Source organism: Streptomyces sp. NBC_00984, assembly GCF_045162475.1.
Classification (GTDB): domain Bacteria; phylum Actinomycetota; class Actinomycetes; order Streptomycetales; family Streptomycetaceae; genus Streptomyces.
The window spans coordinates 6,511,516-6,536,935 of the sequence record NZ_CP108734.1 but is presented as its reverse complement, the minus strand read 5'-3'; the positions used below and the strand labels follow the sequence as shown (position 1 = coordinate 6,536,935).

23 protein-coding genes are annotated in these 25,420 nt (G+C 71.0%); 16 read left to right on the top strand and 7 right to left on the bottom strand.

Features of this window, described 5'->3' with window-relative positions; all coding sequences use genetic code 11:
- Nucleotides 1–4: 4 nt before the first annotated feature.
- Nucleotides 5–1,306: an FAD-dependent oxidoreductase gene (locus OG520_RS29215; protein ID WP_406015168.1), complete on the top strand. Its 1,302-nt coding sequence runs from the start codon at nucleotides 5–7 to the stop codon at nucleotides 1,304–1,306.
- A gap of 206 nt (nucleotides 1,307–1,512) precedes the next feature.
- Here the strand turns inward: OG520_RS29215 and OG520_RS29210 are convergent, their stop codons facing one another.
- Nucleotides 1,513–3,297, bottom strand: a complete 1,785-nt coding sequence (locus OG520_RS29210) for a regulator (protein WP_406015167.1) — start codon at nucleotides 3,295–3,297, stop codon at nucleotides 1,513–1,515.
- A 263-nt stretch (nucleotides 3,298–3,560) separates the two neighbouring features.
- Here OG520_RS29210 and lipB point away from each other — a divergent pair, with 263 nt between their 5' ends.
- The 4 genes from lipB to OG520_RS29190 all read left to right on the top strand — a co-directional run bounded on the left by lipB (nucleotide 3,561) and on the right by OG520_RS29190 (nucleotide 6,739).
- On the top strand, nucleotides 3,561–4,373 hold the full coding sequence (gene lipB, locus OG520_RS29205; RefSeq protein ID WP_406015166.1) for a lipoyl(octanoyl) transferase LipB: 813 nt from the start codon (nucleotides 3,561–3,563) through the stop codon (nucleotides 4,371–4,373).
- A 132-nt stretch (nucleotides 4,374–4,505) separates the two neighbouring features.
- Complete coding sequence (gene lipA, locus OG520_RS29200) at nucleotides 4,506–5,471, top strand: lipoyl synthase (protein ID WP_266420188.1); 966 nt, start codon at nucleotides 4,506–4,508, stop codon at nucleotides 5,469–5,471.
- Nucleotides 5,472–5,811: 340 nt separating this feature from the next.
- The gene (locus tag OG520_RS29195; protein ID WP_406015165.1) at nucleotides 5,812–6,012 is read left to right on the top strand and encodes a hypothetical protein; all 201 of its coding nucleotides are present in this window, start codon (nucleotides 5,812–5,814) and stop codon (nucleotides 6,010–6,012) included.
- Nucleotides 6,013–6,031: 19 nt separating this feature from the next.
- Nucleotides 6,032–6,739: a DUF4191 domain-containing protein gene (locus tag OG520_RS29190; protein WP_399326061.1), complete on the top strand. Its 708-nt coding sequence runs from the start codon at nucleotides 6,032–6,034 to the stop codon at nucleotides 6,737–6,739.
- A 102-nt stretch (nucleotides 6,740–6,841) separates the two neighbouring features.
- Here the strand turns inward: OG520_RS29190 and OG520_RS29185 are convergent, their stop codons facing one another.
- Nucleotides 6,842–7,309, bottom strand: coding sequence for an RDD family protein (locus OG520_RS29185; protein WP_406015164.1), 468 nt, complete (start codon nucleotides 7,307–7,309; stop codon nucleotides 6,842–6,844).
- A gap of 254 nt (nucleotides 7,310–7,563) precedes the next feature.
- Between OG520_RS29185 and glnA the strand changes: the two genes are divergently transcribed.
- Both glnA and OG520_RS29175 read left to right on the top strand, forming a co-directional pair.
- The gene (gene glnA / locus OG520_RS29180) at nucleotides 7,564–8,973 is read left to right on the top strand and encodes a type I glutamate--ammonia ligase (protein WP_399326063.1); all 1,410 of its coding nucleotides are present in this window, start codon (nucleotides 7,564–7,566) and stop codon (nucleotides 8,971–8,973) included.
- Nucleotides 8,974–9,027: 54 nt separating this feature from the next.
- Entirely contained in the window at nucleotides 9,028–9,825 is a 798-nt protein-coding gene (locus OG520_RS29175) for a DUF4573 domain-containing protein (protein ID WP_406015163.1), read from the top strand.
- A gap of 1,108 nt (nucleotides 9,826–10,933) precedes the next feature.
- Here the strand turns inward: OG520_RS29175 and OG520_RS29170 are convergent.
- Both OG520_RS29170 and OG520_RS29165 read right to left on the bottom strand, forming a co-directional pair.
- Nucleotides 10,934–11,419, bottom strand: coding sequence for an FxLYD domain-containing protein (locus OG520_RS29170; protein ID WP_406015162.1), 486 nt, complete (start codon nucleotides 11,417–11,419; stop codon nucleotides 10,934–10,936).
- Between the two features lie 474 nt (nucleotides 11,420–11,893).
- Complete coding sequence (locus tag OG520_RS29165) at nucleotides 11,894–12,163, bottom strand: hypothetical protein (RefSeq protein ID WP_399326072.1); 270 nt, start codon at nucleotides 12,161–12,163, stop codon at nucleotides 11,894–11,896.
- Nucleotides 12,164–12,283: 120 nt separating this feature from the next.
- Here OG520_RS29165 and OG520_RS29160 point away from each other — a divergent pair, with 120 nt between their 5' ends.
- On the top strand, nucleotides 12,284–12,643 hold the full coding sequence (locus OG520_RS29160; protein ID WP_406015161.1) for an arsenate reductase family protein: 360 nt from the start codon (nucleotides 12,284–12,286) through the stop codon (nucleotides 12,641–12,643).
- Between the two features lie 30 nt (nucleotides 12,644–12,673).
- Here the strand turns inward: OG520_RS29160 and OG520_RS29155 are convergent, their stop codons facing one another.
- A complete protein-coding gene (locus OG520_RS29155; RefSeq protein WP_406015160.1) occupies nucleotides 12,674–13,531 on the bottom strand; it encodes an alpha/beta fold hydrolase in 858 nt (285 codons plus the stop codon).
- 81 nt (nucleotides 13,532–13,612) lie between these two features.
- Between OG520_RS29155 and OG520_RS29150 the strand changes: the two genes are divergently transcribed.
- Entirely contained in the window at nucleotides 13,613–14,062 is a 450-nt protein-coding gene (locus OG520_RS29150) for a MarR family transcriptional regulator (protein ID WP_406015159.1), read from the top strand.
- A gap of 130 nt (nucleotides 14,063–14,192) precedes the next feature.
- On the opposite strand, the gene OG520_RS29145 is transcribed toward OG520_RS29150, so the two are convergent.
- Nucleotides 14,193–15,104, bottom strand: coding sequence for a Gfo/Idh/MocA family protein (locus tag OG520_RS29145; protein ID WP_399326081.1), 912 nt, complete (start codon nucleotides 15,102–15,104; stop codon nucleotides 14,193–14,195).
- 209 nt (nucleotides 15,105–15,313) lie between these two features.
- Here OG520_RS29145 and OG520_RS29140 point away from each other — a divergent pair, with 209 nt between their 5' ends.
- The 5 genes from OG520_RS29140 to OG520_RS29120 all read left to right on the top strand — a co-directional run bounded on the left by OG520_RS29140 (nucleotide 15,314) and on the right by OG520_RS29120 (nucleotide 21,000).
- Nucleotides 15,314–16,789 (top strand): hypothetical protein, encoded by a 1,476-nt coding sequence (locus OG520_RS29140; protein WP_406015158.1) that lies wholly within the window; start codon nucleotides 15,314–15,316, stop codon nucleotides 16,787–16,789.
- Complete coding sequence (locus OG520_RS29135) at nucleotides 16,786–17,946, top strand: ARPP-2 domain-containing protein (RefSeq protein WP_406015157.1); 1,161 nt, start codon at nucleotides 16,786–16,788, stop codon at nucleotides 17,944–17,946. Before OG520_RS29140 ends, OG520_RS29135 begins: the two co-directional genes overlap by 4 nt.
- Nucleotides 17,947–18,048: 102 nt before the next feature.
- Nucleotides 18,049–19,083, top strand: coding sequence for a glutamine synthetase (glnII, locus tag OG520_RS29130; protein ID WP_406015156.1), 1,035 nt, complete (start codon nucleotides 18,049–18,051; stop codon nucleotides 19,081–19,083).
- A gap of 39 nt (nucleotides 19,084–19,122) precedes the next feature.
- Nucleotides 19,123–20,034 (top strand): DUF6891 domain-containing protein, encoded by a 912-nt coding sequence (locus OG520_RS29125; protein WP_406015155.1) that lies wholly within the window; start codon nucleotides 19,123–19,125, stop codon nucleotides 20,032–20,034.
- Between the two features lie 345 nt (nucleotides 20,035–20,379).
- Nucleotides 20,380–21,000, top strand: coding sequence for a winged helix-turn-helix domain-containing protein (locus OG520_RS29120; RefSeq protein ID WP_406015154.1), 621 nt, complete (start codon nucleotides 20,380–20,382; stop codon nucleotides 20,998–21,000).
- Between the two features lie 77 nt (nucleotides 21,001–21,077).
- On the opposite strand, the gene OG520_RS29115 is transcribed toward OG520_RS29120, so the two are convergent.
- Nucleotides 21,078–23,198: an MMPL family transporter gene (locus tag OG520_RS29115; RefSeq protein ID WP_406015153.1), complete on the bottom strand. Its 2,121-nt coding sequence runs from the start codon at nucleotides 23,196–23,198 to the stop codon at nucleotides 21,078–21,080.
- Between the two features lie 269 nt (nucleotides 23,199–23,467).
- Between OG520_RS29115 and OG520_RS29110 the strand changes: the two genes are divergently transcribed.
- Nucleotides 23,468–24,736: a sensor histidine kinase gene (locus OG520_RS29110; RefSeq protein ID WP_406015152.1), complete on the top strand. Its 1,269-nt coding sequence runs from the start codon at nucleotides 23,468–23,470 to the stop codon at nucleotides 24,734–24,736.
- Nucleotides 24,721–25,368, top strand: a complete 648-nt coding sequence (locus OG520_RS29105) for a LuxR C-terminal-related transcriptional regulator (protein WP_406015151.1) — start codon at nucleotides 24,721–24,723, stop codon at nucleotides 25,366–25,368. Before OG520_RS29110 ends, OG520_RS29105 begins: the two co-directional genes overlap by 16 nt.
- The last annotated feature ends 52 nt before the right edge of the window (nucleotides 25,369–25,420 follow it).

The window sequence follows — 25,420 nt, the reverse complement described above, 5'->3', positions numbered from 1 at the left end:
GCACGTGCTCAGCACGGCACACCACGCGGACGTCGTCATCATCGGGGCCGGGATCGCCGGTCTGTCAGCAGCCCATCGATTGACCAGTGCAGGGGTAAGCGTCAGCGTCCTGGAGGCCGGCCCCCGGGTCGGCGGCCGGATGACCACCGCGGAGCTGGACGGCTTCCGGCTCGACCACCTCGGCCCGCTCCTCAGCACCTCCTGCCCGGAGCTGCGCACGACGCCCGGCCTCGAAGGGCTGGTGCTGCGCAACTTCGCCCCGGGGGTCCTCGTCCACAGCGACGGGCGTCAGTACCGCACCGGCGATGCACGGGGCGCTCGGGGCGCATTCAAAGCAGCGCGCGCCCTCGCAAGCGCCCCCCGGCCACCGATGGGCGGGCCGATCGACCAGGCCCGGCTGGGCGCCGCCCTGTCCCGGCTCGCCGCCACCCCGTCCGCCCGCATCCTGGCCCGGCCCGAACAGACCGCGCTCGCCGCCCTGTCCCACCGCGGCCTGCCCTCCCGTACGGTCAACGGCTTCCTCCGCCCGCTGCTCTCCGCGCTGCTCAGCGACCCCGGGCTCAGCACGTCCAGCCGGTGCGCCGACCTGGCCCTGCGCGGCTATGCCCGCGGCAGGCTGTGCGTGCCCGTGGGCGGCTCGGGCGCCCTGCCCGAACTCCTGGCCGCCGCGCTGCCGCCCGGCACCGTACGTACGGGTGTGCATGTCACGGCTGCCGACATCACCTCGGTCCGCACCAAGGAGCACGGCGAACTGGGCTGCCGTTCCCTGCTGCTGGCGACCGGCGCGGGCGCCGCCGCCGAGCTGCTGCCCGGTCTGCGGGTGCCGCCCTTCCACGCCGTGACGGTTCTTCACCACACCGCCCCCGTTCCCCCGCCGACCGGTGCCGCACTGCTGCTGGACGCCGACCGGTCGGGCCCGGTCGCGCACACCGCGGTGATGAGCGCGGTCGACCCCTCGCGCGCCCCGCGCGGCCGTACGCTGATCAGCTCGACGGTGCTCGGCACCCCGCCGCCCGATCTGGACCGCACGGTCCGCGCCCATCTCGCCGCGCTGTACGGCACCCCCACCGACGACTGGGAGCTGCTGGCCTCCCACCACGACCCCGAGGCGGTCCCCGCGATGCCGGCCCCGCACGATCCGCGCCGCCCGGTGCGGCTGCTCGCCGGTCTGTACGTGTGCGGCGACCACCGCGACACGAGCTCGGTGCAGGGCGCCCTGTTCTCGGGCCGGCGCGCGGCCGAGGCGATCCTCACCGACCTGGGCGTACGGCAGGGAAGCGGGACGGCGCTGTCCGAGGCGGCGTAGGGCCTGTCCGGCGGATCAGGGTCGGACAGGGCGCGGCGTCTGGTGCGGTGCATCGCAAGGCGCCGGTGCGTCCTGATAGCGGAGCTGTCCGGGCGTTTCGGCAACGCCGCGAGGTGCCGTGCCAGACGCCACGCCCCCGGCCATGATCCGCCGGACAGGCCCTAGGGCTCGCGACGTCCGGGGGCGCCGGTGGCCGCGCCCCGGACTCACCCCAGGGCGGCGACCCGGTCGCGGTAGCCCCGTACCGCCGCGGCGTCCCGGTACGGCTCCAGGCGCCGCTCGAAGTCCCGGACGTACTCCGTCGCCCGCACCGACCGCATCTCCGCGGCCTGCTGGGCGGCCTCGGCGCCGAGCAGGCACGCCTGGTCGAGCTCGCCGAGCCCGAGCCGGGCGGACGCCAGCACCACCCGGCAGAACAGCCGGCTGCGGGCGTACGCCGGGGAGCGCAGCTCGAGGGAGCGCTCCGCGTGCTGCGCCGCGGCCCGGTACTGCTGCAGATCCCGGTGGCAGTGCCCGAACTCGTCGGCGAGCTGTGCCTCGTCGAAGTACCGCGCCCAGTGCGGCACCTCGTCCCCGTGCCGGGCGATCTCCAGCGCGCGTTCCGCCCGCGCCAGCGAGGTGGTGCAGGGCCTGGCCTCGCCGAGCACCCCGTGACCGCGTGCCTCGACGGCGTGCAGCAAGGCCTGGACGACGGGCGGCGCCGAAGAGCCGATGCCCTGCTGGGCCACCCGGGCCAGCTGCACGGCTTCCCTGCCGTGGCCGAGGTAGACCGCCTGCCGGCTCATGGTGATCAGGACGTAGCTGCCGTACGCGCGGTCCCCGGCGGCCTGGGCGAGCCGCAGCGCCTGGACGAAGTACCGCTGGGCCAGGCCGTGGGCCGCGATGTCGTACGAGGTCCAGCCCGCCAGCCGGGTCAGGTCGGCGGCGGCGGAGAAGAGCCGACGGCCGGTCGCCTCCCCGTACGTCCCGCGGAGCATGGGTTCCGTCTCGTGCTCCAGGTACCGGACGAGGGCCTGGCGGGCGTGGCCGCCGCCGTAGGCGTTGTCGAGGGTGCGGAAGAGCTCGCCGACCGAGCGCAGGGCGGCGACGTCACCACCGCTGACCCGCTGGCCGGGGCCGCGGTCGGTCTGCCGCTGCCGGGGGACGCCGGGGGCGCCCGGCAGCCCTGTTCCCGGCGGGGCCGGAGCCGGCGGGAGTGCGGGCGAGCCCGGTGGCGCGGACGGTCCGGAGGGCCGGGAGGGCACGGGCCCACGGACCCCGCGGCCACCGGCGCCCGACGCCGCCGTCCCGCCGTGCGCCCCGTACAAGCCGTGCGCTCCCGGCACTCCGCGCACCCCGCCGGGGCCACCGGGACCGCCGGGACCGCCGGGCCGCACGGAACCACCGGCCTCGGCGGCTCCCGCCGTCCCCGTGGCCCCGGCGGTCCCACCGCCGCCGAGGGGCCTGCCGATCCCTCCGGCCCCACCGGTCGTGTGGGCCCCACCGGTCGCATGGGCGGCACCGGTCCCGCCGCGCACCTGGGGCGAGGGCTCGCTCCCCCGCCCCACCCACTCGTCGGCCCGGCCGATCAGCCAGTCCCTGCTGGGGACGACGAGCCCGGCCGGGGTGAAGGCGATCTTGCGCAGCTCCGCATGGCTGCCGGAGTCCTTCCGCCACAGCCCGCTGACGATGTCGACCGCCTCCGCGGGCGTGGCCGCGAACTCCAGGCCCGCGTAGACCGGGGCGCACGCGTCGAGGCCCAGGTCCTGCGCGGAGAGGCGGCGCCCGAGCCGCCGGGTGAAGACCTCGGCGATCAGCGCGGGGGTGGTCCCGCGGGGCTGCTGACCGCGCAGCCAGCGGGTCACGGAGGTCTTGTCGTACCGCAGGTCGAGGCCATGTTCGAGGCCGAGTTGGTCCACCCTGCGGGCGAGGCCGGCGTTGGAGAAGCCGGCCTCGGTGATGAGGGAGGCGAGTCGGCGGTTGGGGGTGCGCTGCGGAGGTCGTTCCGACATCAGCTGTACGGTCTCCTGCCTTCGGGGCCGGGCGGGCGCCCTTATGGAACGGCGTGAATTTAGCGGCCTCCGCGGCGGTCACAGCCACCTTCGCTTCACTTTCATCCGATCGTGTGAGGATTGAAAGTGGCGCTGACGGGAAGACCTGCCGGGCCGCCGTCCGGGGGCCGGTCGTACAGTGGCCCGGGGCGTGATTCAGTGCATGGTGACGCGGCTCCGGACACCCCCCGGCTCCCGGCACCGCGAGTAGGAAGGCATCTGTCGTGGCTGAGCTTCGGTTCGTCCGGCTGGGATTCGGCGAGGAAGCCGTCGACTACCAGGAGGCCTGGCAGAAGCAGCGCGAGGTGCACGCGGCCAGATTCGAGGACACCGTCCCGGACACCTGCCTGCTGCTGGAACACCCGCCCGTCTACACGGCCGGGCGGCGCACGACCGAGAGCGAACGCCCACTGGACGGCACCCCCGTCATCGACGTGGACCGCGGCGGCAAGATCACCTGGCACGGCCCCGGGCAGCTGGTCGGCTACCCGATCCAGAAGCTGCCCCGCCCGGTGGACGTCGTCGCGCATGTCCGTCGGCTGGAGGACGCGCTGATCCGTACCGCCGCCGAGTTCGGCGTGGAGACCACCCGGGTCGAGGGCCGCAGCGGCGTCTGGGTGCTCGGCGACCCGGTCGAGGACCGCCCGGCGATCGGCGGACTTTCCCTGGACTTCGACCCGAGGCTGCAGGACGAGGAGTTCGACGCCCGGCTGAACGGCCCCGAGTACGCCCCGTCCAACGCCGGCCAGCGCCGCGAGGACCGCAAGCTGGCGGCGATCGGCATCCGGGTGGCCAAGGGCGTGACCATGCACGGCTTCTCCTTCAACGTGAACCCGGACAACACCTGGTTCGACCGGATCGTGCCGTGCGGCATCCGGGACGCGGGCGTCACCTCGCTGGCGTACGAGCTCGGCCGCGACATCACCATCGCGGACGTGCTCCCGGTCGTCGAGAAGCACCTCAGGAACGTCCTGGAGAACGCCGAGCTCGCCCCGCGCGCCATCGAGCGCCCGACGGATGCCGTGGCCACTGCATGACGCTCGGAGTACCCCTCCGGGAATAGGCCCTGCCGGCCACAGGTTGGCCACACGTAAAGCCGTTTGAACCACGGGCGTACCCTGGTGTTCGCCGAAGAATCCAATGCAGTGAAAGCAAAGGGGAGTGCCGGAGTGTCCGCTGTCGCACCCGACGGGCGCAAGATGCTGCGCCTCGAGGTCCGGAACAGCCAGACCCCCATCGAGCGCAAGCCCGAGTGGATCAAGACCCGGGCGAAGATGGGCCCCGAGTACAACCAGCTGCAGAAACTCGTGAAGAGCGAGGGTCTGCACACGGTGTGCCAGGAGGCCGGCTGCCCCAACATCTTCGAGTGCTGGGAGGACCGGGAGGCCACCTTCCTCATCGGTGGTGACCAATGCACCCGGCGCTGTGACTTCTGCCAGATCGACACGGGCAAGCCGCAGGCGCTGGACCGGGACGAGCCCCGCCGTGTCGGCGAGTCCGTCGTCACGATGGACCTGAACTACGCCACCATCACCGGCGTCGCGCGCGACGACCTGGAGGACGGCGGTTCCTGGCTGTACGCGGAGACCGTGCGCCAGATCCACGCGCTGACCGCGGAGCGGGAGGCCGGCCGCACCAAGGTCGAGCTGCTGATCCCCGACTTCAACGCGGAGCCCGAGCAGCTCGCCGAGGTCTTCTCCTCGCGCCCCGAGGTGCTCGCGCACAACGTCGAGACGGTGCCGCGGATCTTCAAGCGGATCCGCCCCGGCTTCCGTTACGAACGCTCCCTGGAGGTCATCACCCGGGCCCGCGAGGCCGGTCTGGTGACCAAATCCAACCTGATCCTCGGCATGGGCGAGACCCGCGAGGAAGTCAGCGAGGCGCTCCAGGACCTGTACGACGCGGGTTGCGAGCTCATCACGATCACGCAGTACCTGCGGCCCTCCGTGCGTCACCACCCGGTCGAGCGCTGGGTGAAGCCGCAGGAGTTCGTGGAGCTGAAGGAGGAGGCCGACGAGATCGGCTACTCCGGCGTGATGTCCGGGCCGCTGGTCCGTTCCTCGTACCGCGCGGGCCGTCTTTTCCAGCAGGCGATCGAGCGTCGCGGTGCCGCCGCCGCGGCGCCCACCGTGTGAATCCGGGCACAAGAAGCTACCGCACAGTAATAACTGATTCGACGCGGCCCATACGCTCCTCGCAGGTCGGGGGCGCGTATGGGCCGCGTCGGCGTGCGCGCCGCCCGTATCAAGGTTTCATTGGTGTTTGACCGACCGGTCATGCGCTGGTAACACCGAGCAGTGACGCTGGGTGCACACGGTGCGGTGGCCGGCAGCAGCCGTCCGGGCCGCTGCCGCCCTGCTTCCCGCATCGCAGCGCACGCCACCCACTTCGCGCAACGCAGTCCCGGGCAGTTCGGTCCGGGCAGCTGAGTCCACGCAACTCAGTCCGCACATCCGCTCCGAGGAGATTTCCACGATGCAGGCCGTGCCGGTACGCGCCACCGCCATCCCTTCCGTCACCGATGCTCTCCGTGCCGTCGAGTCGCTGGTCCTGGCCAGCGGCCAGCGCACCGCCCGCCGCAACGCCTGGACCGCCGTCCTGGAGGACCGGCGCCGGGCCAAGGACAGGGTCGAGGCCGAGTACGTACTGGAGGCCGCGGCCGACCGCCGTTCCTAGGCCACGTAAACTTCTGTACATGGCGAGGAAGTCAAACACTGAAGGCGCGGACAGCGCCGAGAACGCGGGGCGACTCAAGCAGATCGCCCTGACCTACAAGATGGCCAGGCGGTCCGACCCGAAGGTCGGTCTTGTCGTCGCGGGCGTGGGAATTGTCACCTTCGGTGTCCTCCTCGGGGTCGGCTTCCTGATCGGCCACCCGATCTATCTGGGCATCCTGGGCTTCGTGCTGGCCCTCCTCGCGATGGCGATCGTCTTCGGACGGCGTGCCGAGCGTGCCGCCTTCGGGCAGATGGAGGGGCAGCCGGGCGCCGCGGCGGCGGTGCTGGACCGTGTGGGCCGGGGCTGGACCACGACGCCCGCGGTCGCGATGAACCGCAGCCAGGACGTCGTCCACCGCGCCGTGGGCAAGGCGGGCATCGTGCTGGTCGGCGAGGGCAACGGGAACCGGGTGAAGCTGCTGCTCGCGGCCGAGAAGAAGAAGATGGCGCGCATCCTGGTCGACGTACCGGTGCACGACATCATCGTCGGCAACGACGAGGGCCAGGTGCCGCTCAAGAAGGTGCGCACCAAGATGCTGAAGCTGCCGCGCATCCTCACCGGCCCGCAGGTGACGGCGGCCAACGACCGGCTGCGCGCAATGGGTGACCTGATGAGCAACATGCCGCTGCCCAAGGGCCCCATGCCGAAGGGCATGCGGATGCCGCGCGGCGGAAAGATGCGCTGACGTCGGACATACGAAGAGGCGGGGCGCGAACCGGATCGGTTCGCGCCCCGCCTCTTCTGCCTTTTCGGCTCTTCTGTCTTTTCGGCTCTTCGCGTCTTCGCCTCAGATACGGACCTGGACGGCGCCGGCCAGCCGGTCGTGCAGGCCGCGGCCGTCGCGGTCCCAGACCAGGGCCGGGATCACCAGGCAGACCAGCACGCTCCGGACGATCACCCGCCCGAACGTCAGCCGGCCACCGCTCTCGGCGACGACCCTGATGCCCAGGATGCGCTTGCCCGGCGTGCAGCCGATGGTGCCGACGGTGAGCACGCTCAGCACGAGGAAGATGCCCAGTGCCCAGTTTCCGGCCGCCTGCTGGTCACCGCGCGCGAACAGCCCGTATGCGATCAGCAGGCACAGGGCCCAGTCGATGAAGATCGCGCCGAACCGCCGGCCGAGCGGTGCCACGGAACCCGGCCCGTGCTCGGGCAGGCCGAGCCGCTTGCCCCGGTAGCCGAAGTCGGCCCCCATCTCCTCGGCGGCCGCGCGCGGCCCGGAGAGCCAGGATCCGATTACTTGCCTGTTGTCCACCCGAACACGGTACTGCGCCCGCCCGAGCGCCCGGCCGGGCGGGTGCCGCTACCGGTCCCCGGAGCGGCCGGAACGCGGGCCCCTGACCGGCCACGAGGTGCCGGTCACACCCGGCTCGGTTAACTTCTGCGAAACAAATGGGTCATGCTTGAGAAATCCGGTCTGCCTATGGTCGGGTCCAGCGTGTGCCACCGCACTGGCCGCACCACGAGCTACAACCCCGTCCCTCCCGGGCCGGGAGTAGGAGGAGTTGGATGTTCCAGAACGCCGACGACGCGAAGAAGTACATCGCCGACAATGACGTCAAGTTCATCGATGTCCGGTTCTGTGACCTGCCCGGTGTGATGCAGCACGTCACCGTCCCGGCGGCGACCTTCGACCCGGCCGACGAGCTTGCCTTCGACGGCTCGTCGATCCGCGGCTTCCAGGCCATCCACGAGTCCGACATGGCACTGCGCGCGGACCTGTCGACCGCCCGGGTCGACCCCTTCCGCCGCGACAAGACCGTCAACATCAACTTCTTCATCCACGACCCGATCACCGGCGAGCAGTACAGCCGTGACCCGCGGAACGTGGCCAAGAAGGCCGAGGCGTACCTCGCCTCCACCGGCATCGCCGACACCGCGTACTTCGGTCCCGAGGCCGAGTTCTACGTCTTCGACAACGTCCGCTTCCAGACGTCGGCGAACGAGAGCTTCTACCACATCGACTCCGAGGCCGGCGCCTGGAACACCGGTGCGGTCGAGAACAACCGCGGCTACAAGGTCCGCTACAAGGGCGGTTACTTCCCGGTCCCGCCGGTCGACCACTTCGCCGACCTGCGTGCCGAGATGTCCCTGGAGCTGGAGAACAGCGGCCTCCAGATCGAGCGCCAGCACCACGAGGTCGGCACCGCCGGCCAGGCCGAGATCAACTACAAGTTCAACACGCTGCTCGCCGCGGCCGACGACCTGATGCTCTTCAAGTACATCGTGAAGAACGTCGCCTGGCGCAACGGCAAGACCGCGACCTTCATGCCGAAGCCGATCTTCGGCGACAACGGCTCGGGCATGCACGTCCACCAGTCCCTGTGGGCCGGCGGCGACCCGCTGTTCTACGACGAGCAGGGCTACGCGGGCCTCTCGGACATGGCCCGCTACTACATCGGCGGCATCCTCAAGCACGCCCCGTCGCTGCTGGCGTTCACCAACCCGACGGTGAACTCCTACCACCGTCTGGTCCCCGGCTTCGAGGCCCCGGTCAACATGGTGTACTCGCAGCGCAACCGCTCGGCCGCAATGCGCATCCCGATCACGGGCTCCAACCCGAAGGCCAAGCGCGTCGAGTTCCGCGCCCCGGACCCGTCGTCCAACCCGTACCTGGCCTTCTCCGCGCTGCTGATGGCGGGCCTCGACGGCATCAAGAACAAGATCGAGCCCGCCGAGCCGATCGACAAGGACCTCTACGAGCTGGCTCCCGAGGAGCACGCGAACGTCCAGCAGGTCCCGACCTCCCTCCCGGCCGTCCTGGAAGCGCTGGAAGCGGACAACGAGTACCTCCAGGCCGGTGGCGTCTTCACGTCCGACCTGATCGAGACCTGGATCGACTACAAGCGCACCAACGAGATCGCCCCGATCCAGCTGCGCCCGCACCCGCACGAGTTCGAGCTGTACTTCGACCTCTAAAGAGCGGGTTCCCGACCTCTGAAGAGCGGGGTCGGGTGATTCCGGGAAAGGTTCATGAGCCCTCATCGAGAAACCGATGAGGGCTCATGGGCGATGGGTGATCTAGGCCGACGATCAACTATCGGGCGCGGTTCACCAACAGGGGGCTCGCGCCTGCGTCGGCCCGGACTCACCGCCTGCAGGAAAAGGGAATCACAGGGCCGGCGCCATCACTGGTTGCTCGCCGGTTCCGGGAGCATTCGTGCCACCACCGGTACCCGGAACATTCGTCCCGCCACCAGTACCCGGAACATTCGTCCCGCCACCAGTACCCGGAACATTCGTCCCGCCACCAGTACCCGGAACATTCGTGCCACCACCAGTACCCGGAACATTCGTCCCGCCACCAGTACCCGGAACATTCGTCCCGCCACCAGTACCCGGAACATTCGTCCCGCCACCAGTACCCGGAACATTCGTGCCACCACCGGTACCCGGAACATTCGTCCCGCCACCAGTACCCGGAACATTCGTGCCACCACCGGTACCCGGAACATTCGTCCCGCCACCAGTACCCGGAACATTCGTGCCACCACCGACCGTGTTGCCGCCGCCGACCGTGTTACCACTCCCGGCGATGACGGAGCCACCGATGGTGGAACCAATGATTTGGTTCAGGTTGTTGATTGTCTGATTGCTGACTTGGTTTATCACCGTCTGCGACAAACCAAGGCTTCTCCCCGTGGCCTGCGCCGCCGCTACACCCTGTGCCGCCGCTTCTTGCGGGGAGGCACCCCTGCTTCTCGCCGCTTGTGCCGCGCTCGTTCCGGCAGCCGCAGCAGTGGCTGCACCTGCTCCGGCCGATGTCGCTGATTCCCCTCCAGCGCAAGCCACCGGGCCTACGGAGAAGCTGCCCGCGCCCGTTACGGCGGTCGGTCCTATACGACCGTCAGTAGAAGGGCGCAGCACCATCCCCCCAGGGGAGACGACGAACATCCCGTTGGGATCGAAGCTCTCTCCCGTCAAGGTATTTGCCACTACCCGACATGTCTGAGTCGGGGCAGCGGAAGCAGGCACGACAGTGGCCGCAGCCAGCCCCCCGACAAGCGCCACTGTCGCGGCGGAACTCAGGACGACTTTTCCTCTCACGGCTTTCCCCTTTCCGGCACTGCGCTTTCTTACTGTTCCAGTCACGTGTCATCGTGAGCAGCGGGCCATAGCCACGGCGTGACTCCGGCGTGACGCTGACGCAATGACGGGACTGACAGCAGCGACTCCAGGCGGAACCCTGGAATCCCTACTCTCCTACCTTGCGCGCTCTCTTCGAGAATGTCGCACCGAAAGATTTCCCGAATTCAACCAGTCATGCCTGGAGAGTTGAGGCAGATGCCGTACGAGACGCAACCCGGGGAAAGTGACGCAGCCGAACGAGACGGACCAGCAGCAGACCGGGCCGAACGATACGATGGTTGTCGACGCCCAGTTCCAGTTCTACGAGCAGTTCGTTCTACGAGCAGTTCCAGTTCTACGAGGATCGTCCCCCTCAAGCCATGGTGCCGGGGCCGCTGAAGCCCCGGCACGCCGATGGGGAACTGCCAGTTCACTCCGAGCCTTTGAGCTGATGAACATGAAGAAGACAACCTTGCGGAACATCAGTGTCGCAGCGGCGGCTTCCTTCTTGACGGCCGGCATCTTGGGCACATCAGCGAGTAGCTCCGTTGCCTCGCAGCAGAATTCCCAGGTCGCACCGTCGGTACTCAAGTGCTACACACTCATTGACAATCCGGACGAGATCGTTTGCTATCGGGTTTCACAGCGGGCTCTGAATACGGGCAGCGAGATTGCATTCTTCCCCTTCCTCATCCAGGTGCCCACGCCTTCGAATCCCCCAGCTCCGGTCGTCGTGAATGCTTTGCCGCCGGATCTGTCTCCAGGGGATTCCTCCAACAGCACGCGATAGTCGCGCGCTGTTGTGGCGCAGTCAGTGCCGCAGAGCCCGTCCCACCTCGGCCTTGATGTCTCCGGACAGCTTGCGGTTGCTGCGGGCGGTGGCGTCCTTGGATGCCTTGGGGCCGACGTCGTCGACCGTCACCACCACCGTGTCGAGCAGATTGCCGCTCCCGTCAAGGAAGTTGACCTGCACCGCGTACGACTTCGCGGAGTCGGAGCTGTTCTTCACGGTGGCCTTCACGGTGGCGCGGCCGTCGCCGTCGGTGCTCGGCCTGCCCAGCTCGACATCGCTCTTGGCATTCACGCCGTTCTTGAAGTTGTTCAGCTTCTCGCCCGCGGCGGCCGTCGCCGAGGCCACCACATCAGCGCCCCGGGATGCCGCCGACGCCGCGGCGGACGCGGCCTTGGACGCCGTGCTGGAGGCGCTGCCGCCGTCGTCGGAGCAGGCTGCGGCCGTCGACATCACGGCCGTCGTCAGCAGTACGGCGCACAGGCCCCGCGCAGCTTTCCTCGTCATCGTGCCTCCCAGCACTCGCCACTCCCCCTTCGCCCATCGCCTCAGTCAAAGGGGCGGCGGCGCGGGCCGCATGCCGTGTACGCCGGACGGGTGAGCGGAGGGGGCGGCGTCGATTCGCGGTGCGGCACGGGGCGGACGAGGCTGAGGGCATGAGCGACCGGAGTCCGGGCGGCGCCCCGGAGGCGATGCGGCGTCGGCGGCGGTGGCCCTGGGTACTGCTCGTGGTCGTGCTCGCGCCGGCCGGTGGTGGTGAATGAGCGGCGGCTCCTTCGCCGTCACCCTCGGCGCATCGGGCGGCGAGGTCGCCCGCGCGGTGACGGCGGACAACGGGACCGTCCGGACAGCCACGGCCTCGGGGCCTTCGCCACGGCGACCTGCGGCGGGTTCTGAGCCGGGTCCGTCGCTGCCTGTACGTGGCCGTGTCCCCGGGCCACGTACAGGGCCCAGGGACACGGTCATCGGTTGCGCAGGCCGTCAGCGGCCGTAGCGGATCAGGGCGCGGACCATGCGGCAGGTCGTGTCGGACGGCGGGTGGGTGCCGATGCGCTCGGCGGTCGCTCGTATCTTGTCGTTGGTCGCGGTCGACGGGTAGTAGACGCCCGTGTCGAGCAGGGCGATCGCCAGGCGCATGGCCTTCAGGCGGCGGTTGTGGGAGATGTACCACTCGCGGGGCCGGCCCGCGGGGAGCGGCTTCTTCATCAGGGGCTTGTGGAGCGGCTTGGTCGTGACTGCGGCAACGGCCATGGGCAACCTCCTGGCACGGTCGTGGAACCCTCACGAACTGCCTCCATTTTACTGCCCGGCACTGACAATCGGCGCTGGCCAGAAGGGCTTTCGGGGAATCCCTCGCGTACCTTTGGCCCCATGGAGATCTGGATCAATCCCGCCTGTTCCAAGTGCCGCAGCGCGGTGCAGCTGCTCGATGCGGAGGGTGCCGAATACACCGTCCGCCGCTATCTGGAGGATGTGCCGTCGCCGCACGAGATCCGGGCCGTACTCGACCGGCTCGGGCTGGAGCCGTGGGACATCACACGGACGCAGGAAGCGGATGCGAAGGAGCTCGGGCTCAAGGAGTGGCCGCGCGAGGCCGGTTCGCGTGAGCGGTGGATCTCGGCCCTCGCCGAGCACCCGAAGCTCATCCAGCGGCCCATCATCACCGCGGACGACGGGACCGCCGTCGTGGCCCGCACGGACGAGGCGGTACGCGACGTGTTGGAACGCTGAGCGTCCGCGGGCGGCCCGTGCGACCGCCCGTCACCCGATGAACTCCTCGATCCTGCGGTTCAGTTCGCCGACCGTCGGCCCGTGCAGCGGCAGCGTGTGATGGGTCGCGCCGGGAATCGTCGCCGTCGTCACCCGCGGGAGCAGCCGGGCCGCCTCGGCGGCGACGCGGGCGGCGTCATGGGCCCGGCTGCGTTCGGCGAGCAGGATCAGGGTCGGCACGTCCAGTCCGCCCAGGGCCTCGGGCGCGGGGCGGGGCCCGGTGACCGGGCGGGCGGACGGGAAGCCGGTGGCCGCGTCGCGCAGCCGCAGCCAGGCCGGGTCGAGCGCGGCGCCGCCCGTCTCCCATTTCAGGAAGGCCCGCGTCCGCTTCACCCCGGGCCGGATCAGCATCGGCAGTGCGCGCAGAAGGTAGCCGGGCCGGAAGCCGGCGAAGCACTGTGTCGGGTCCACGAGGACCAGCTTCGAGACGCGGTGCGGCGCGTGCAGGGCGTAGTGGAGGGCGATCCAGGCACCGTAGGAATGCCCGCCCAGCGCGGTGCGGTCGGCGCCCAGTCCGTCCAGCACCCCGTCGAGCCAGGACGTCAGGTCCTCCACCGTACGGATCGGGTGCTCCCCCGCGACGCTGCGGCCCGGGTCGCCGATCAGGTCGACGGCGTGGACGCGGTGGGCGCAACCCAGGTGGGCCGCCTGGGCGTACCAGACGGTGGAGGTGGCGCCGCCGCCGGCCAGCAGCACCAGGGGCGGGGCGTCCGCGGGGCCGCAGCTGTTGACGCGGGTGGTGCCGTACGCGGTGGTGACCTCGGAGTACGTCGTTCCGGCGGGCCAGTCGACCGCCAGGACCTCGTCGTACGCCTCGTGGAACGACGTGGGTGCCGACGCGGATGCCATGGGTGCCTCCCTGGTCGTACTGCTCCCGAATATTATCTCGCTCGGCGAGATAATAGACTCGTCGGAGCGGAAGGGGTATCGATGAGCGAGCAGGGTCACGAACTGGAGATCGTCCATCTGCTGCGCAAGGTGACGGTCGAATTCGGGCTGCGCCAGGCGGAGTTCGCGGCTCTCCACCACATGCACGGCACCGACGTCCGCGCGCTGATCTGCCTGCTGGACGCCGGGCGGGCGGGCGCGGACGCCACCGCCGGGTGGCTCGGCGCGCAGCTCGGGCTCAACTCGGCGGGCACCACCGCCGTCATCGACCGGCTGGAACGGCTCGGCCATCTCACCCGTACCCGTGATCCGCGCGACCGGCGGCGGGTGCTGCTGGCGGTCGACGAGCGGGCGGTGGAGCTGGGGTGGGCGTTCTTCGGGCCGCTGATCGAGACCATGGTGACGGTGCTGCGCGACTTCGACGAGAACGAGACGGGCGCCGTCCGGCGCTTCCTGCACGCCGCGCACCAGGCGGTCACCTCGTCCCCCTGACCACCGGAGCGCCTCTGCCCCCGGAGCGCCTCGCGCCCCGGCCCCCGGCGTGGCGCACCAGGCAGGGGGGCATGGCTGGAGCTCCGCCGGACGCTGATGTAGCGGGCGCGGCGGCGGAGCCGTCACCGTGCTACGCGCCCGCCTGCTTCTCCGCCTCCGCCAGCAGCTCCGTCAGGCGCAGCCCGAACCGCACGTCGCACGGGTGCGGATCCCCCGTACGCACCGAATGGATCAGCGCGTCGACCGCTGCCCGGAACGAGCCGATGGGGTCGCCCCAGCGCGGCAGGGCGGCCGTTCCCTGTTCGCCCCTGAGCTCGATCTCCGTGCCGACCGCGCCCACGGGTGCCCCCAGTGCGAGCGTCACCGTGCTGGACGCGCCGGAGGTGTGGCGGAGGACGAGATGCGTGGTGTCGGACGGGCCGTGGGCCGCGGTCAGCCGGGTCACGTCACCCAGCACCGGAATCAGGACCGACAGGACGTGCGGGCCGACGTCCCACAGTCCGCCCTTCTCGCGGCGCCACGGCGAGGCGGCGTACTCGTTCGTCGCGCCGGGGGCGAACAGCGCCCCGATCCACTCGGCTCGGGCGGTGAACCAGCCGTCCAGGGCGGCCTGTTCGCCGATCCAGGCGGATGTCTCGGCGGCGAACCGCAGGGTGCAGAAGACGACGGAGGCGACCCCGGTCTGCTCGGCGGCCCGGACGACCTCGCGGGCTCCCGCGACGGTGGTCGCGATCGGTTTGTCCAGCAGCAGATGACGGCCGGTGGCCGCGGCGCGGGCGGCGAGCGGGGCCTGGACGTCCGGCGGCAGGGCGAACGCGACGGCGTCGCTGGCACCGAAGAGCTCGTCGATGCCCGCCTCTCCGCTGTACGCCGTGGTGCCGTGCGCGGCGGCCAGCTCCTGCGCGGCCTCGGGGCGGCGGCCCCAGACACCGCTCAGTACGACGCCGGGGTGGGCGGCGAGGGCGGGGGCCTGGGTGTTCCGGGCCCAGGGGCCCGTACCGACGAGGCCGATGCGCAGGGGGGTCGGGGGAAGAGTCGTCATGGGGCAAGTCTGCCGGGTTCGCCGGGCCGGACCCGTATTGAGTTGGCGCGGGGCGGTGTCGATGGTTACGTTTGCGGGGCCGGCCGCGGGACTCCGGCTGCGACTTCCGGGACTTGCCTCTGAAGCAGTGATTTCGCTGTTCGCGCCCCCATTCCCCGGCCGGCGCCCCGCCTCTTCGTACGGCGGCGCGTGACACCACGGGGGAAACGATGACCACCGGCACCGGAACCGACGCGGGCCTCGTCGCGGCCGAGGACGTGCTGCTCTTCGTCAACGCGGCGATCACCGCGACCGGGCAGCGCGAGTTCCGCTCGACCGCGTATCAGCAGCAGCTCTCGCTGGACTTCCTCCATGAGTACGTACGGGTCAACTACCGCCGGGTGTACGCCGCCGCGCTCGCCCTCGACATCAACGACCACAACGCCGTGCTCATCGTCCGGGGCCTGCTGGAGCACGCCGCCGACGCGAGCGCCGAGGAGAAGCGCGCCGAGGGCCGGCTGATCGCCGCCCGGCTGGCGAAGCTGCCGCCGCAGCGCGTGTACCGGCTGTTCCGGGCGCTGCGCGCGGCCGGGGTCAACAACCGGCGCACCCGCGCGATCATGCGGGACTGGCTGGCCGCCCGGCCCGACCCGGCGCACGACGCGGTGAAGTACCGCTCCGGCCTGAAGACCGCCGCCCGCCATGTCCACCTCCGGTTCGGCGGGACCGGGGAGCCGGACGAGACGGGGGACTTCCTGTTCCGGCCCAGGCACCGGCCGAGCTACCGGCACCAGCTGCTCGACGCCTGGCGGCGCGCCCACTACGAGCAGGGGGCCGTCGAGGAGCTGCCGTTCACCGTCGCCGAGGGCTTCGCCGCCCGGCGCGGGATGAAGCGCGAGGTGTTCCTGGAGCGGATGGTGCCGCGGATGACCCGGCTGGAGCGGCTGCGGACCCTGGGGCAACGCGCTGCCGGAGACGACGGGCGGCTGCCCGCGGACGTGGACCTGACCGTGATGCCGCTGACCCGGCTCGCCCTGTACGTCCTGTCGCTCGGCTTCGAGGCGCGGCGGCTGCGCCGCGGGGAGCTGACCCACGCGCTGCGCACGGCGGCCCGTCGCGCGGCGGGCCCGCATGCCAGGAGCTGGGGCCGGGTCGCCGCCGTGCTGGACGACAGCTACTCGTCGTCCGGGTCGGGCGAGAAGCGGCGCCGCCCGCTCGCCGTGGCGCTGGCCTGCCACTTCCTGCTGGAGGCGCTGGCCGCGCCGGGCGCGTACACCTCGCTGTGGACGTCGGGCCGTACCGATCCGCTGCTGGTCAGGCCCTGGGGCCCGACCCCGCTCGGCACCCGCGTGCTGGACGCCCTGGAGCTCGGCCCCGACCGGCTGGTCATCGTCTCGGACGGCTGGGACAACGCGCCGCCCGGACTCGCGGGCGAGGTGCTGCGGGTCTGGCGGACCCGGCTCGACCCGGACCGGCGCACGGCGGTGGTGCATGTGAACCCCGTATACGACGCGGACGGTTTCGACGTGCGCCGCCTCGCGCCGGGCGTGCCCACGGCGGGTGTCCGGGACGCGGAGGACCTGCCGGCGCTGGTGGAGATCGCGGGGTTCGCCGAGGGACGTACCGGAGCGGCGGCACTGTACGCCTACCTGGACCGGCAGGTGGCACGTTTCGTGGGTGACGACGGGGCAGGAGCGACTTCGTGAACAGGCTCGAACTGACCGGGCTCGCCACCCGCCCCGCCCAGGTGTGGGGCGGCATCCGGCTGGTGCCGCTGGTGCGCGAACAGCCCGTCGAGGGGCTGCGGCTGCACGAGGAGCTCTACACGGAGTACGGACACGGCGTCGTGGACGTCGGGCCGCGCACGCACTACGCCTCGGTCATCCCGCACGGCTTCGTCGCCGACTGGTCCGGCGAGGGCGAGCAGTCCGCCGCGTACGGTACGCAGCTCGGCGCCGCGGCGGGCTCCCCGGCCGGGAGCCGGCCGGCGCCCCGGACCGCGCGGCTCCAGCGCCACCGCCACCACCGGATGGCGAAGCGCCGGCCGGGCGACCGGCTGCGTTTCCTGCCGCTGCACCTCGCGCTGGAGGGCTATCTCTCCCTGCACTTCGGCGGCCCCGCCATCGCCTGGGAGGAATGGTCGCGGCAGGCGCTGCGCGACGGGCTCTCGCCGCGCGCCGAGGACGCGTACATGGGGTGGTCGGTGCGGGGGCTCGGTGACGCGCTGCGGGTCTTCGAGATCCATCCCGGCCAGTGCGGGGTGATGGTGTACGCGGCCGACGCGCTCGCCGCCGCGTTCGTGCTGCCGCACCCGGACGACTACCGGCTGCTGCACCCGTCGCTCGTCGAGGATCTGTACGGCGAGCTGATCCACCAGTACGCGCTGTACGGCGCTCCGGTGCCGGAGTTCACGGCGCGGATACCCGATGGTCCGCGGCTGCGGTCGCTCGCCGCGCTGCGGGCGGCGGCGCGGGAGTGCGAGCGGGAGTGGGCCGAGGCGCACGACACCCTGTTCGCGGGTGAGCTGCTGGACACCTCGTACGCCTTCGACCGGGTGTACCGGATGGGTTCGTTCACGCTGTGGCGGTTCCTGCCGCCGTTCCTGACGGGCGGGGCGGGGCAGCACATCGGTGAGACGATCACCGACCACAAGGGGCAGGTCGCGTACCTGAAGACGTTCCGGCTGTCCGAGGCGCAGATCAGGCGCGGCCATCTGCTGCACCGGCTCGCCGACGCGGACTGGCGGCTCGCGGGGGCGGCCGAGGCGCTGGGCACCACCGAGGAGGAAGTGGTGCGCCGGATCCGCGCGGCCGGCTTCGATTCGCTGCTCAGGGCCCGCGCGTCACGCGGGAATCCTCGGTAACACGGGGTTCACATCCGGGCAACGGACGGGAAATCGCGTCTTGCGAAGCTGCGCTGCGTAGACCGGACCGCAGCACCGCAGCACCCGCAAAGGATGGCTTCCGTGACGTTCAAGGCTGAGTACATCTGGATCGACGGCACCGAGCCGACCGCCAAGCTCCGCTCCAAGACGAAGATCACGGCCAAAAGCCCCTCGCCGGACGTGGCGGAGCTGCCGATCTGGGGCTTCGACGGTTCGAGCACCAGCCAGGCCGAGGGCCACGCCTCCGACCGGGTGCTGAAGCCGGTCTTCACCTGCCCGGACCCGATCCGCGGCGGCGAGGACATCCTCGTGCTGTGCGAGGTCTTCGACATCGACATGACGCCGCACGCGTCCAACACCCGTGCCGCGCTGCGCCCGGTGGCCGAGCGGTTCGCGGGCCAGGAGCCGATCTTCGGCATCGAGCAGGAGTACACCTTCTTCGACGGCCACCGGCCGCTCGGCTTCCCCGAGGGCGGCTTCCCGGCCGCGCAGGGCGGCTACTACTGCGGTGTCGGCGCCGACGAGATCTTCGGCCGCGAGATCGTCGAGAAGCACCTCGACAACTGTCTGAAGGCGGGCCTCGGCATCTCCGGCATCAACGCCGAGGTCATGCCCGGCCAGTGGGAGTTCCAGGTCGGCCCGCTGTCCCCGCTGGAGGTCTCCGACCAGCTGTGGATCGCCCGCTGGCTGCTGTACCGCACCGCCGAGGACTTCGACGTCTCCGCGACCCTCGACCCGAAGCCGGTCAAGGGCGACTGGAACGGCGCGGGCGCGCACACCAACTTCTCCACCAGGGCGATGCGCGAGGGGTACGACGCGATCATCACGGCGTGCGAGTCGCTGGGCGAGGGCTCCAAGCCGATGGACCACGTCAAGAACTACGGCGCGGGCATCGACGACCGGCTGACCGGTCTGCACGAGACCGCCCCGTGGAACGAGTACAGCTACGGCGTCTCCGACCGCGGCGCCTCGGTCCGCATCCCGTGGCAGGTCGAGCAGGACCGGAAGGGCTACATCGAGGACCGCCGCCCGAACGCCAACGTCGACCCGTACGTCGTCACGCGGCTGATCGTCGACACCTGCTGCGCCGCGCTGGAGAAGGCCGGCCAGGTCTGATCCCGGGCCGTTGTCAGTGGCCCGTGTCAGGCTCGGCGCATGCTCGACATCAAGGTGGAGACCGAGAACTCCGAGACGTACACCCGCATTTCGGACCGTGCGCTGAGCGACCTGGTGCACCGGATCGGCATGAAGGGTGACCGGTTCCTGGTCGTGCAGCGCATACCCGACCTCCCCGGGACCTTCGTGCAGGTCTGGTTCGATCACGGTGACGGATACCAGCTGGAGCGCCGCTCCGGCGGCCCCGCCACGCACTACCGGACCATGATCGGTTCGCCGGAGCGGGTCGCCGGGCTGATGACCCGCTGGGCGCGCCAGGAGCCGGACTGGGACGCGGGTGTGGAGTGGGAGAGCGCCGGGCTGCCGGAGGCGGAGCCCGTGCCGGAGATCCCGGCGGAGATCCGGACGCAGTTGGAGGAGCGGATACGGGTGCTGCTCCGCTGCGGGTACGGGACGGTCCAGGAGCTCTCCCGGACGGCCGAGGACCACCTGGTGAAGGACGGCGCGCATCCGGTGACGGACGCACAGGCGCGGCAGCTGGTCGAGCGGCTGTGGCTGGAGCGGGTCGAGGAGCAGCGGCAGTGGTCGGACGTGACGGACGCGGACCGGCTGACGCGGGCGTTCGCCCGGCTGGACCGGGGCGGCATCACGGCGAGGGAGCACTTCAGCTGCTGCCGGTCGTGCGGTCTCGCCGAGATCCGGGGCGCCGGGCGGGAGGATGCGCGCGGCTTCGTCTTCTTCCACACGCAGGGCACCGAGAGTGCCGCGTCGGGGCACGGCCTCACGCTGTACTACGGCGGGTTCGGCGAGGCGGCGGACGAGACCGCCTTCGTGGGCCGGGAGGTCGTCGAGGCGCTCGGCGACGCGGGGCTGACGGTGGCGTGGGACGGGTCGCCGGACCGGGCGATCGAGCTGACCGGCCTGGACTGGCGCAAGCGGCTGGTGGGTTGAGCCTGTCGCGGGCGATGCGGAATCCGGCCCGCCGGTTGCGGCGCCGTACGAGAAGCCCTGGTGAGGAAGGTAACGCAAAGGGTCCGTATCGACGGGTGGAAGAGGTCTGCTGCGGCGTCCGGTTCTCTGGTTCAATGGGGGCATGGCCAGCATCCACCAGCACACCTCGACAGGTCGCAGCGACCTCGAGCCGTTCTGGCCTTCCCGTCAGCACCATGACTTCGACCGGGTGTGTTGTCGCGCGTCGAACGCGCAGGCCCTCTAAAGCCGCTCACCCCGGCCTTCGGTCCGCGCGCAAGCAAGTCCGTCCACCGACGACTCCTTCGCGCGAAAGAGCTGACCCTCATGGCGAACACTCGTACCTTCTCCGCCGCGGCCGCTGCCACCTCAGTGCCCTCGGCGTCCGCTGCGGCCACCACCTCCGCCCGCTCCCTCTCCCCCAACCGCCACCGGCTGCGGGCCGTCGACCCCGACGAGGTCGTCCAGCCGGCCGATGTGGCCGAGTTCCTGCCGCCGGGTGCCACCTGGCTGCCCGCACCCCAGCACACCGTTCCGGCGCTGCCGGGCCGGCCGCCGATGATCGGCTACCTGGTGCTCGTACCGGCCGACCAGCAGCCCGCCGTCACGGCGGCAGCCGCCGCGGCGGCCCAGTACGTGGTGCCGACGCCGGTGGAGGACCCGGCCACCGGTCCGGTGCGCATCGACCCCGTGCAGCGCACCGCCGCGGTGGGCGGAAACACCCTCGACCTCACGTACCTGGAGTTCGAGCTGCTCGCCCATCTGGTCGCGCACCCGCACCGGGTGCACACCCGGGACCAGTTGGTGACCACGGTCTGGGGCTACGGGCACGTGGGCGACGGGCGCACCGTGGATGTCCACGTCGCCCGGCTGCGCCGCAAGCTGGGCGCCGAGCACCGCCGTTCGATCCAGACGGTGCGGCGCGTCGGGTACAAGTACACGCCCTGACGCAGCGGAAGACACATGAGGCGGCCCTGGTCCGGTACGTACCGGACCAGGGCCGCCTCATGTGTCGCCCGGCCGGGTCAGCCGCGTCGCCCGGACCCCACCGGCTCCCGCTCCGGCTCGTCGTGCTCCAGGCTCGGCAGCCGGGTCAGTGCGCGCGGGGTGCGCCAGTTCCGCTCGCCCAGCAGCGCCATCACGGAGGGCAGCAGGACCATCCGTACGACCGTGGCGTCCAGCAGCACCGTGACGGCGAGGCCGACGCCCATCTGCTGCATGTCCTGCATCGAGAGCGTCCCGAAGACCGCGAAGACCGCGACCATGATCATGGCGGCGCCGGTCACCGCGCCCGCCGTGCGCCGGATGCCCTCGTCGATCGCCGCCCGGGTGGGCAGACCGCGGTCGCGGGCCTCGCGGATCCGGGAGACCACGAACACGTGGTAGTCCATGGAGAGTCCGAACAGGACGACCAGGACGAACAGCGGCATCCAGGCCTCGATCGCCCCGACCCCCTCCGAGCCGATCAGTGAGGCCCCCCAGCCGTGCTGGAAGACGGCGACCATCACTCCGTACGCGGCGGCCACGGAGAGCAGGTTGAGCACGATCGACGTCACGGCGATGACGTACGAGCGGAAGCAGAACAGCATCAGCAGGAAGGTCACCGCCGTGATGAAGGCGAAGACGGGGACGATGCCGCGCTTGAGCTGATCGTTGAAGTCGACGGATCCGGCGGTCTCCCCGGTCACGTACACCTGGGCGCCCGTGCCGTCGAACGCGGCGGGCAGCCGCTCCTCGCGGAGTTCGGAGAGGTCGGCCCGGCCGTCCGGGAGCGGTACCTCGATCTCCGCGACGTTCTGCGCCTTGTGCACGGTCACCTTCTCGAAGCCGTCGAACGCCTTGCGCAGCGCGGGTGCCTCGATGTCGTCGGCCTTGACCACCACGCGGGCCGGATCGGGGCCGCCGGGGAAGCTCTCGCTGATCTGCCGGTAGGCGACGGAGAGCTGCGAGTGGGAGCCGAACTGCTTCTCCAGGCCCAGCTCTTCGGTCTTCATGCCGATGGCGGGCGCGGCCAGCGCGAGCAGCACGACGACCGAGGCGACCGCGAAGGTCTTCGGCCTCGACAGCACCGGCCGCAGCACCGTGCCGGCGATCCCGCCGCCGGTGCGTGCGCGCCGGCTCCCCCGCCGCCCGAGGAAGGGCACCCGTCCCGCTTCGGTCCGGTCACCCAGCCAGGACAGCAGCGCGGGCAGCACCGTCACCGAGCCCAGCATGGCGACGAAGACGACGATGATGGTGGCGAGGGCGAAGCCCTTGAACAGCATCAGGCCGGACAGGAACATGCCGGCCATCGCGACCATCACCGTGAGCCCGGAGACCAGCACCGCCCGGCCGCTGGTCGCCGCCGCGATCCGCAGCGCCGTCTCCGCGTCGCGTCCCGCCGCCCGCTCGTCGCGCTCGCGCCGCAGATAGAACAGGCAGTAGTCGACGCCGACGGCGAAGCCCATCAGGAACATCACCGAGTACGTGGTCTGGAACAGGTGCAGTTGGTGGCTGGCGAGCGACAGCAGTCCGAAGGCGGCCATGCACGCGGTCAGTGCCAGCCCGACCGGGAGGAGCGCCGCGACGACGGCCCCGAAGGCGACCAGCAGAATGCCCAGGGCCAGGGGTACGGCGGTGAATTCGGCCTTCCTGAAGTCCTCGGAGAGCAGGTCGCCGAGCCACTTCCCGGCACTCGCCTCGCCGAACTGGTGGATGGTGACGCCGGGGTGGTCCGCCCGGACCCCGTCCACCGCGTCGAGCACGGGCTGCACCCGGTCCGGTGCCGTCGCCGCGTCCCCCTTCAGTTCGAAGGTGATCAGCGCGTCCCTGCCGTCCTCGGAGGGGACCGGCGCCGCCAGGTTCGCCACCTCGCCGGTCCTCCGGACGGCCGCGGAGACCTCGCGGGCGGCGTCCCGCCAGTCCCCCGCCTTCGCGGTGGAGACCATGACCAGCTCGCCGGCGGGCTGCCCGAGTCCGGCGTCGTCGAGGATCTGCTCGGCCCGCGCGGAGTCGCCCGCGCCGTTCTCCGAGTCGGACATCTCGACCAGACCGGATGCTCCGCCGATGCCCGTGGCGAGCACGACGAAGAGCAGCCAGCCGAGAATGGCGGTCTTGCGGTGGTGCGCGCTCCACACACCGATGCGTGCCGCGAGGTTGCGCCTCATGGCGTGTTCGCCCCCAGAAGTCAGATGTAGCCGGTAGGAATTCGGCGCCGGACGCGCCGCTGATGAACGCTGACGAATCTAGGAACGGGGAGCTGCCCGCCCCAGCCGCCAAAACCCCCTCTCCCGGAGCCGTAGGGCGAGTTCGGCGGGGTGGTGCTGGGTACACCCCGCCCGGGTGGCGAAACGGCTGACGCCCGAGGTCGCCCCCGGGTGAGACTGTCTTCGGAGCGGGCCCGCCACGAGGGACCGCCGAGGGGAGACGGACCGGAATGAACGCGAAAAAGGGACGGGTGCGCGGCGCTGTGCTGGCCGCCGGACGCGGAGTCGTGGTGTCGGTCGCGAGCCTGGCCGGTTCGATCACGCTCTTCGTATGGGCCGTGCTCTCGATCGCCTTCATCCCGCTGGGCATCGGGCTGGTCACCACCCCCTACGTACTGGAGCTGGTCCGCAAGCACGCCAACCGGCGCCGGCTGCTGGCGGTCACCTGGTCCGACATCCGCATACCGGTCCCGTACCGCCCCTTCCCGGAGGATCTGCGCACCGGGTTCACCGGACAGGTGGAGCGGACCACGCTGATGCTGAAGGACCCGGCGACCTGGCGCGACCTCCGGTGGCTGCTGGTCGACATGACGGCGGGCTATGTGGTGTCGACCCTGGCCTCCGTCCTGCTCCTCTATCCGCTGGAGGGTTTCGTGCTGGCGGCGGGGCTGTGGCGGGTCTTCACCCACGACCGCTACTGGTACGGCTTCGTCCCGGTCTCCAGCCAGGCGACGGGCCTGGCCGCCGCCGCGCTCGGTGCGGCGTTGTTCGCCACCGGCGTGCTGGTCAGCGAGCGGCTGCTGCGGCTGCACTTCGTGATCGCCCGCGCGATGCTGGCCCCCACCCAGGAGGAGGAGCTGGCCCGGCGCATCGACCGGCTGACCGAGTCCCGGCACGAGGCCGTGGACACCGCCGCCTCCGAACTGCGGCGCATCGAGCGCGATCTGCACGACGGCGCGCAGGCCCGGCTGGTCGCGATGGGCATGAGTCTGGGCACGGTGGAGGCGCTGATCGAGAAGGACCCGGCGCAGGCGAAGAAGCTCCTGGCCATGGCCCGGGAGTCGTCGGCCGAGGCCCTGACGGAACTGCGCGACCTGATCCGGGGCATCCACCCGCCGGTCCTCGCCGAGCGCGGACTCGGGGACGCGGTCCGGGCCTTGGCGCTGCGGCTGCCCTTCGAGTCGGAGGTCGACGCGGAGTTGGGCGGCCGCATGGACGCCGCGGTCGAGTCGGCGGCGTACTTCGCGGTGAGCGAGACGCTGACGAACACCGCCAAGCACGCGGGGGCGGACCGCGTCTGGGTGGACATCCACCACGAGAACTCCACGCTGCGGATCTCCGTCACCGACAACGGCGGGGGAGGTGCGACGGTCGGCGGCGGTTCCGGGCTGAGCGGAATCGAACGCCGACTCGGTACATTCGACGGCATTATGGCCGTCAGCAGCCCTGCGGGCGGTCCCACCATGGTGACCATGGAGATCCCTTGCGAGTTGTCCTAGCCGAAGATCTCTTTCTGCTGCGCGACGGTCTGGTCCGCCTGCTGGAGGCGTACGACTTCGAGATCGCGGCAGCCGTCGAGACCGGGCCCGAACTGACCCGCGCCTTCGCCGAGGCGGAGCCGGACGTCGCGATCGTCGACGTCCGGCTTCCGCCGTCCCACACGGACGAGGGACTGCAGTGCGCGCTGGCGGCCCGGCGGGCCAGGCCGGGGCTGCCGGTGCTCGTGCTCTCGCAGCACGTGGAGCAGTTGTACGCGCGCGAGCTGCTGGCGGACGGCAACGGGGGCATCGGCTATCTGCTCAAGGACCGGGTCTTCGACGCCGACCAGTTCGTCGACGCGGTGCGCAGGGTCGCGGCGGGCGGCACCGCGATGGACCCGCAGGTGATCTCGCAGTTGCTGTCGCGGCGATCGCAGGACAAGCCGATGGGCATGCTCACCCCGCGCGAGCTGGAGGTCATGGAGCTGATGGCCCAGGGCCGTTCCAACGCGGCCATCGCCTCGCAGATGGTGATCACGGAGCGGGCGGTGGCCAAGCACACCTCGAACATCTTCCAGAAGCTCGCGCTGCCGCCGTCCGACGACGACAACCGCCGCGTCCTCGCGGTGCTCGCCTATCTGGACCGGGGCTGAGCCGCTGTCCGGACAGCGGCTCAGCCGCGCACGGCCGCGCGGCCCCGGCGGC

Excerpts from the sequence above, each read along its gene's own strand:
- OG520_RS29210 (WP_406015167.1), bottom strand. The coding sequence starts at position 3,297 with ATGTCGGAACGACCTCCGCAGCGCACCCCCAACCGCCGACTCGCCTCC.
- OG520_RS29195 (WP_406015165.1), top strand. The coding sequence starts at position 5,812 with ATGCAGGCCGTGCCGGTACGCGCCACCGCCATCCCTTCCGTCACCGAT.
- OG520_RS29190 (WP_399326061.1), top strand. The coding sequence starts at position 6,032 with ATGGCGAGGAAGTCAAACACTGAAGGCGCGGACAGCGCCGAGAACGCG.
- glnA (WP_399326063.1), top strand. The coding sequence starts at position 7,564 with ATGTTCCAGAACGCCGACGACGCGAAGAAGTACATCGCCGACAATGAC.
- OG520_RS29175 (WP_406015163.1), top strand. The coding sequence starts at position 9,028 with ATGAGCCCTCATCGAGAAACCGATGAGGGCTCATGGGCGATGGGTGAT.
- OG520_RS29170 (WP_406015162.1), bottom strand. The coding sequence starts at position 11,419 with ATGACGAGGAAAGCTGCGCGGGGCCTGTGCGCCGTACTGCTGACGACG.
- OG520_RS29165 (WP_399326072.1), bottom strand. The coding sequence starts at position 12,163 with ATGGCCGTTGCCGCAGTCACGACCAAGCCGCTCCACAAGCCCCTGATG.
- OG520_RS29160 (WP_406015161.1), top strand. The coding sequence starts at position 12,284 with ATGGAGATCTGGATCAATCCCGCCTGTTCCAAGTGCCGCAGCGCGGTG.
- OG520_RS29155 (WP_406015160.1), bottom strand. The coding sequence starts at position 13,531 with ATGGCATCCGCGTCGGCACCCACGTCGTTCCACGAGGCGTACGACGAG.
- OG520_RS29150 (WP_406015159.1), top strand. The coding sequence starts at position 13,613 with ATGAGCGAGCAGGGTCACGAACTGGAGATCGTCCATCTGCTGCGCAAG.
- OG520_RS29145 (WP_399326081.1), bottom strand. The coding sequence starts at position 15,104 with ATGACGACTCTTCCCCCGACCCCCCTGCGCATCGGCCTCGTCGGTACG.
- OG520_RS29140 (WP_406015158.1), top strand. The coding sequence starts at position 15,314 with ATGACCACCGGCACCGGAACCGACGCGGGCCTCGTCGCGGCCGAGGAC.
- OG520_RS29125 (WP_406015155.1), top strand. The coding sequence starts at position 19,123 with ATGCTCGACATCAAGGTGGAGACCGAGAACTCCGAGACGTACACCCGC.
- OG520_RS29120 (WP_406015154.1), top strand. The coding sequence starts at position 20,380 with ATGGCGAACACTCGTACCTTCTCCGCCGCGGCCGCTGCCACCTCAGTG.
- OG520_RS29115 (WP_406015153.1), bottom strand. The coding sequence starts at position 23,198 with ATGAGGCGCAACCTCGCGGCACGCATCGGTGTGTGGAGCGCGCACCAC.
- OG520_RS29110 (WP_406015152.1), top strand. The coding sequence starts at position 23,468 with ATGAACGCGAAAAAGGGACGGGTGCGCGGCGCTGTGCTGGCCGCCGGA.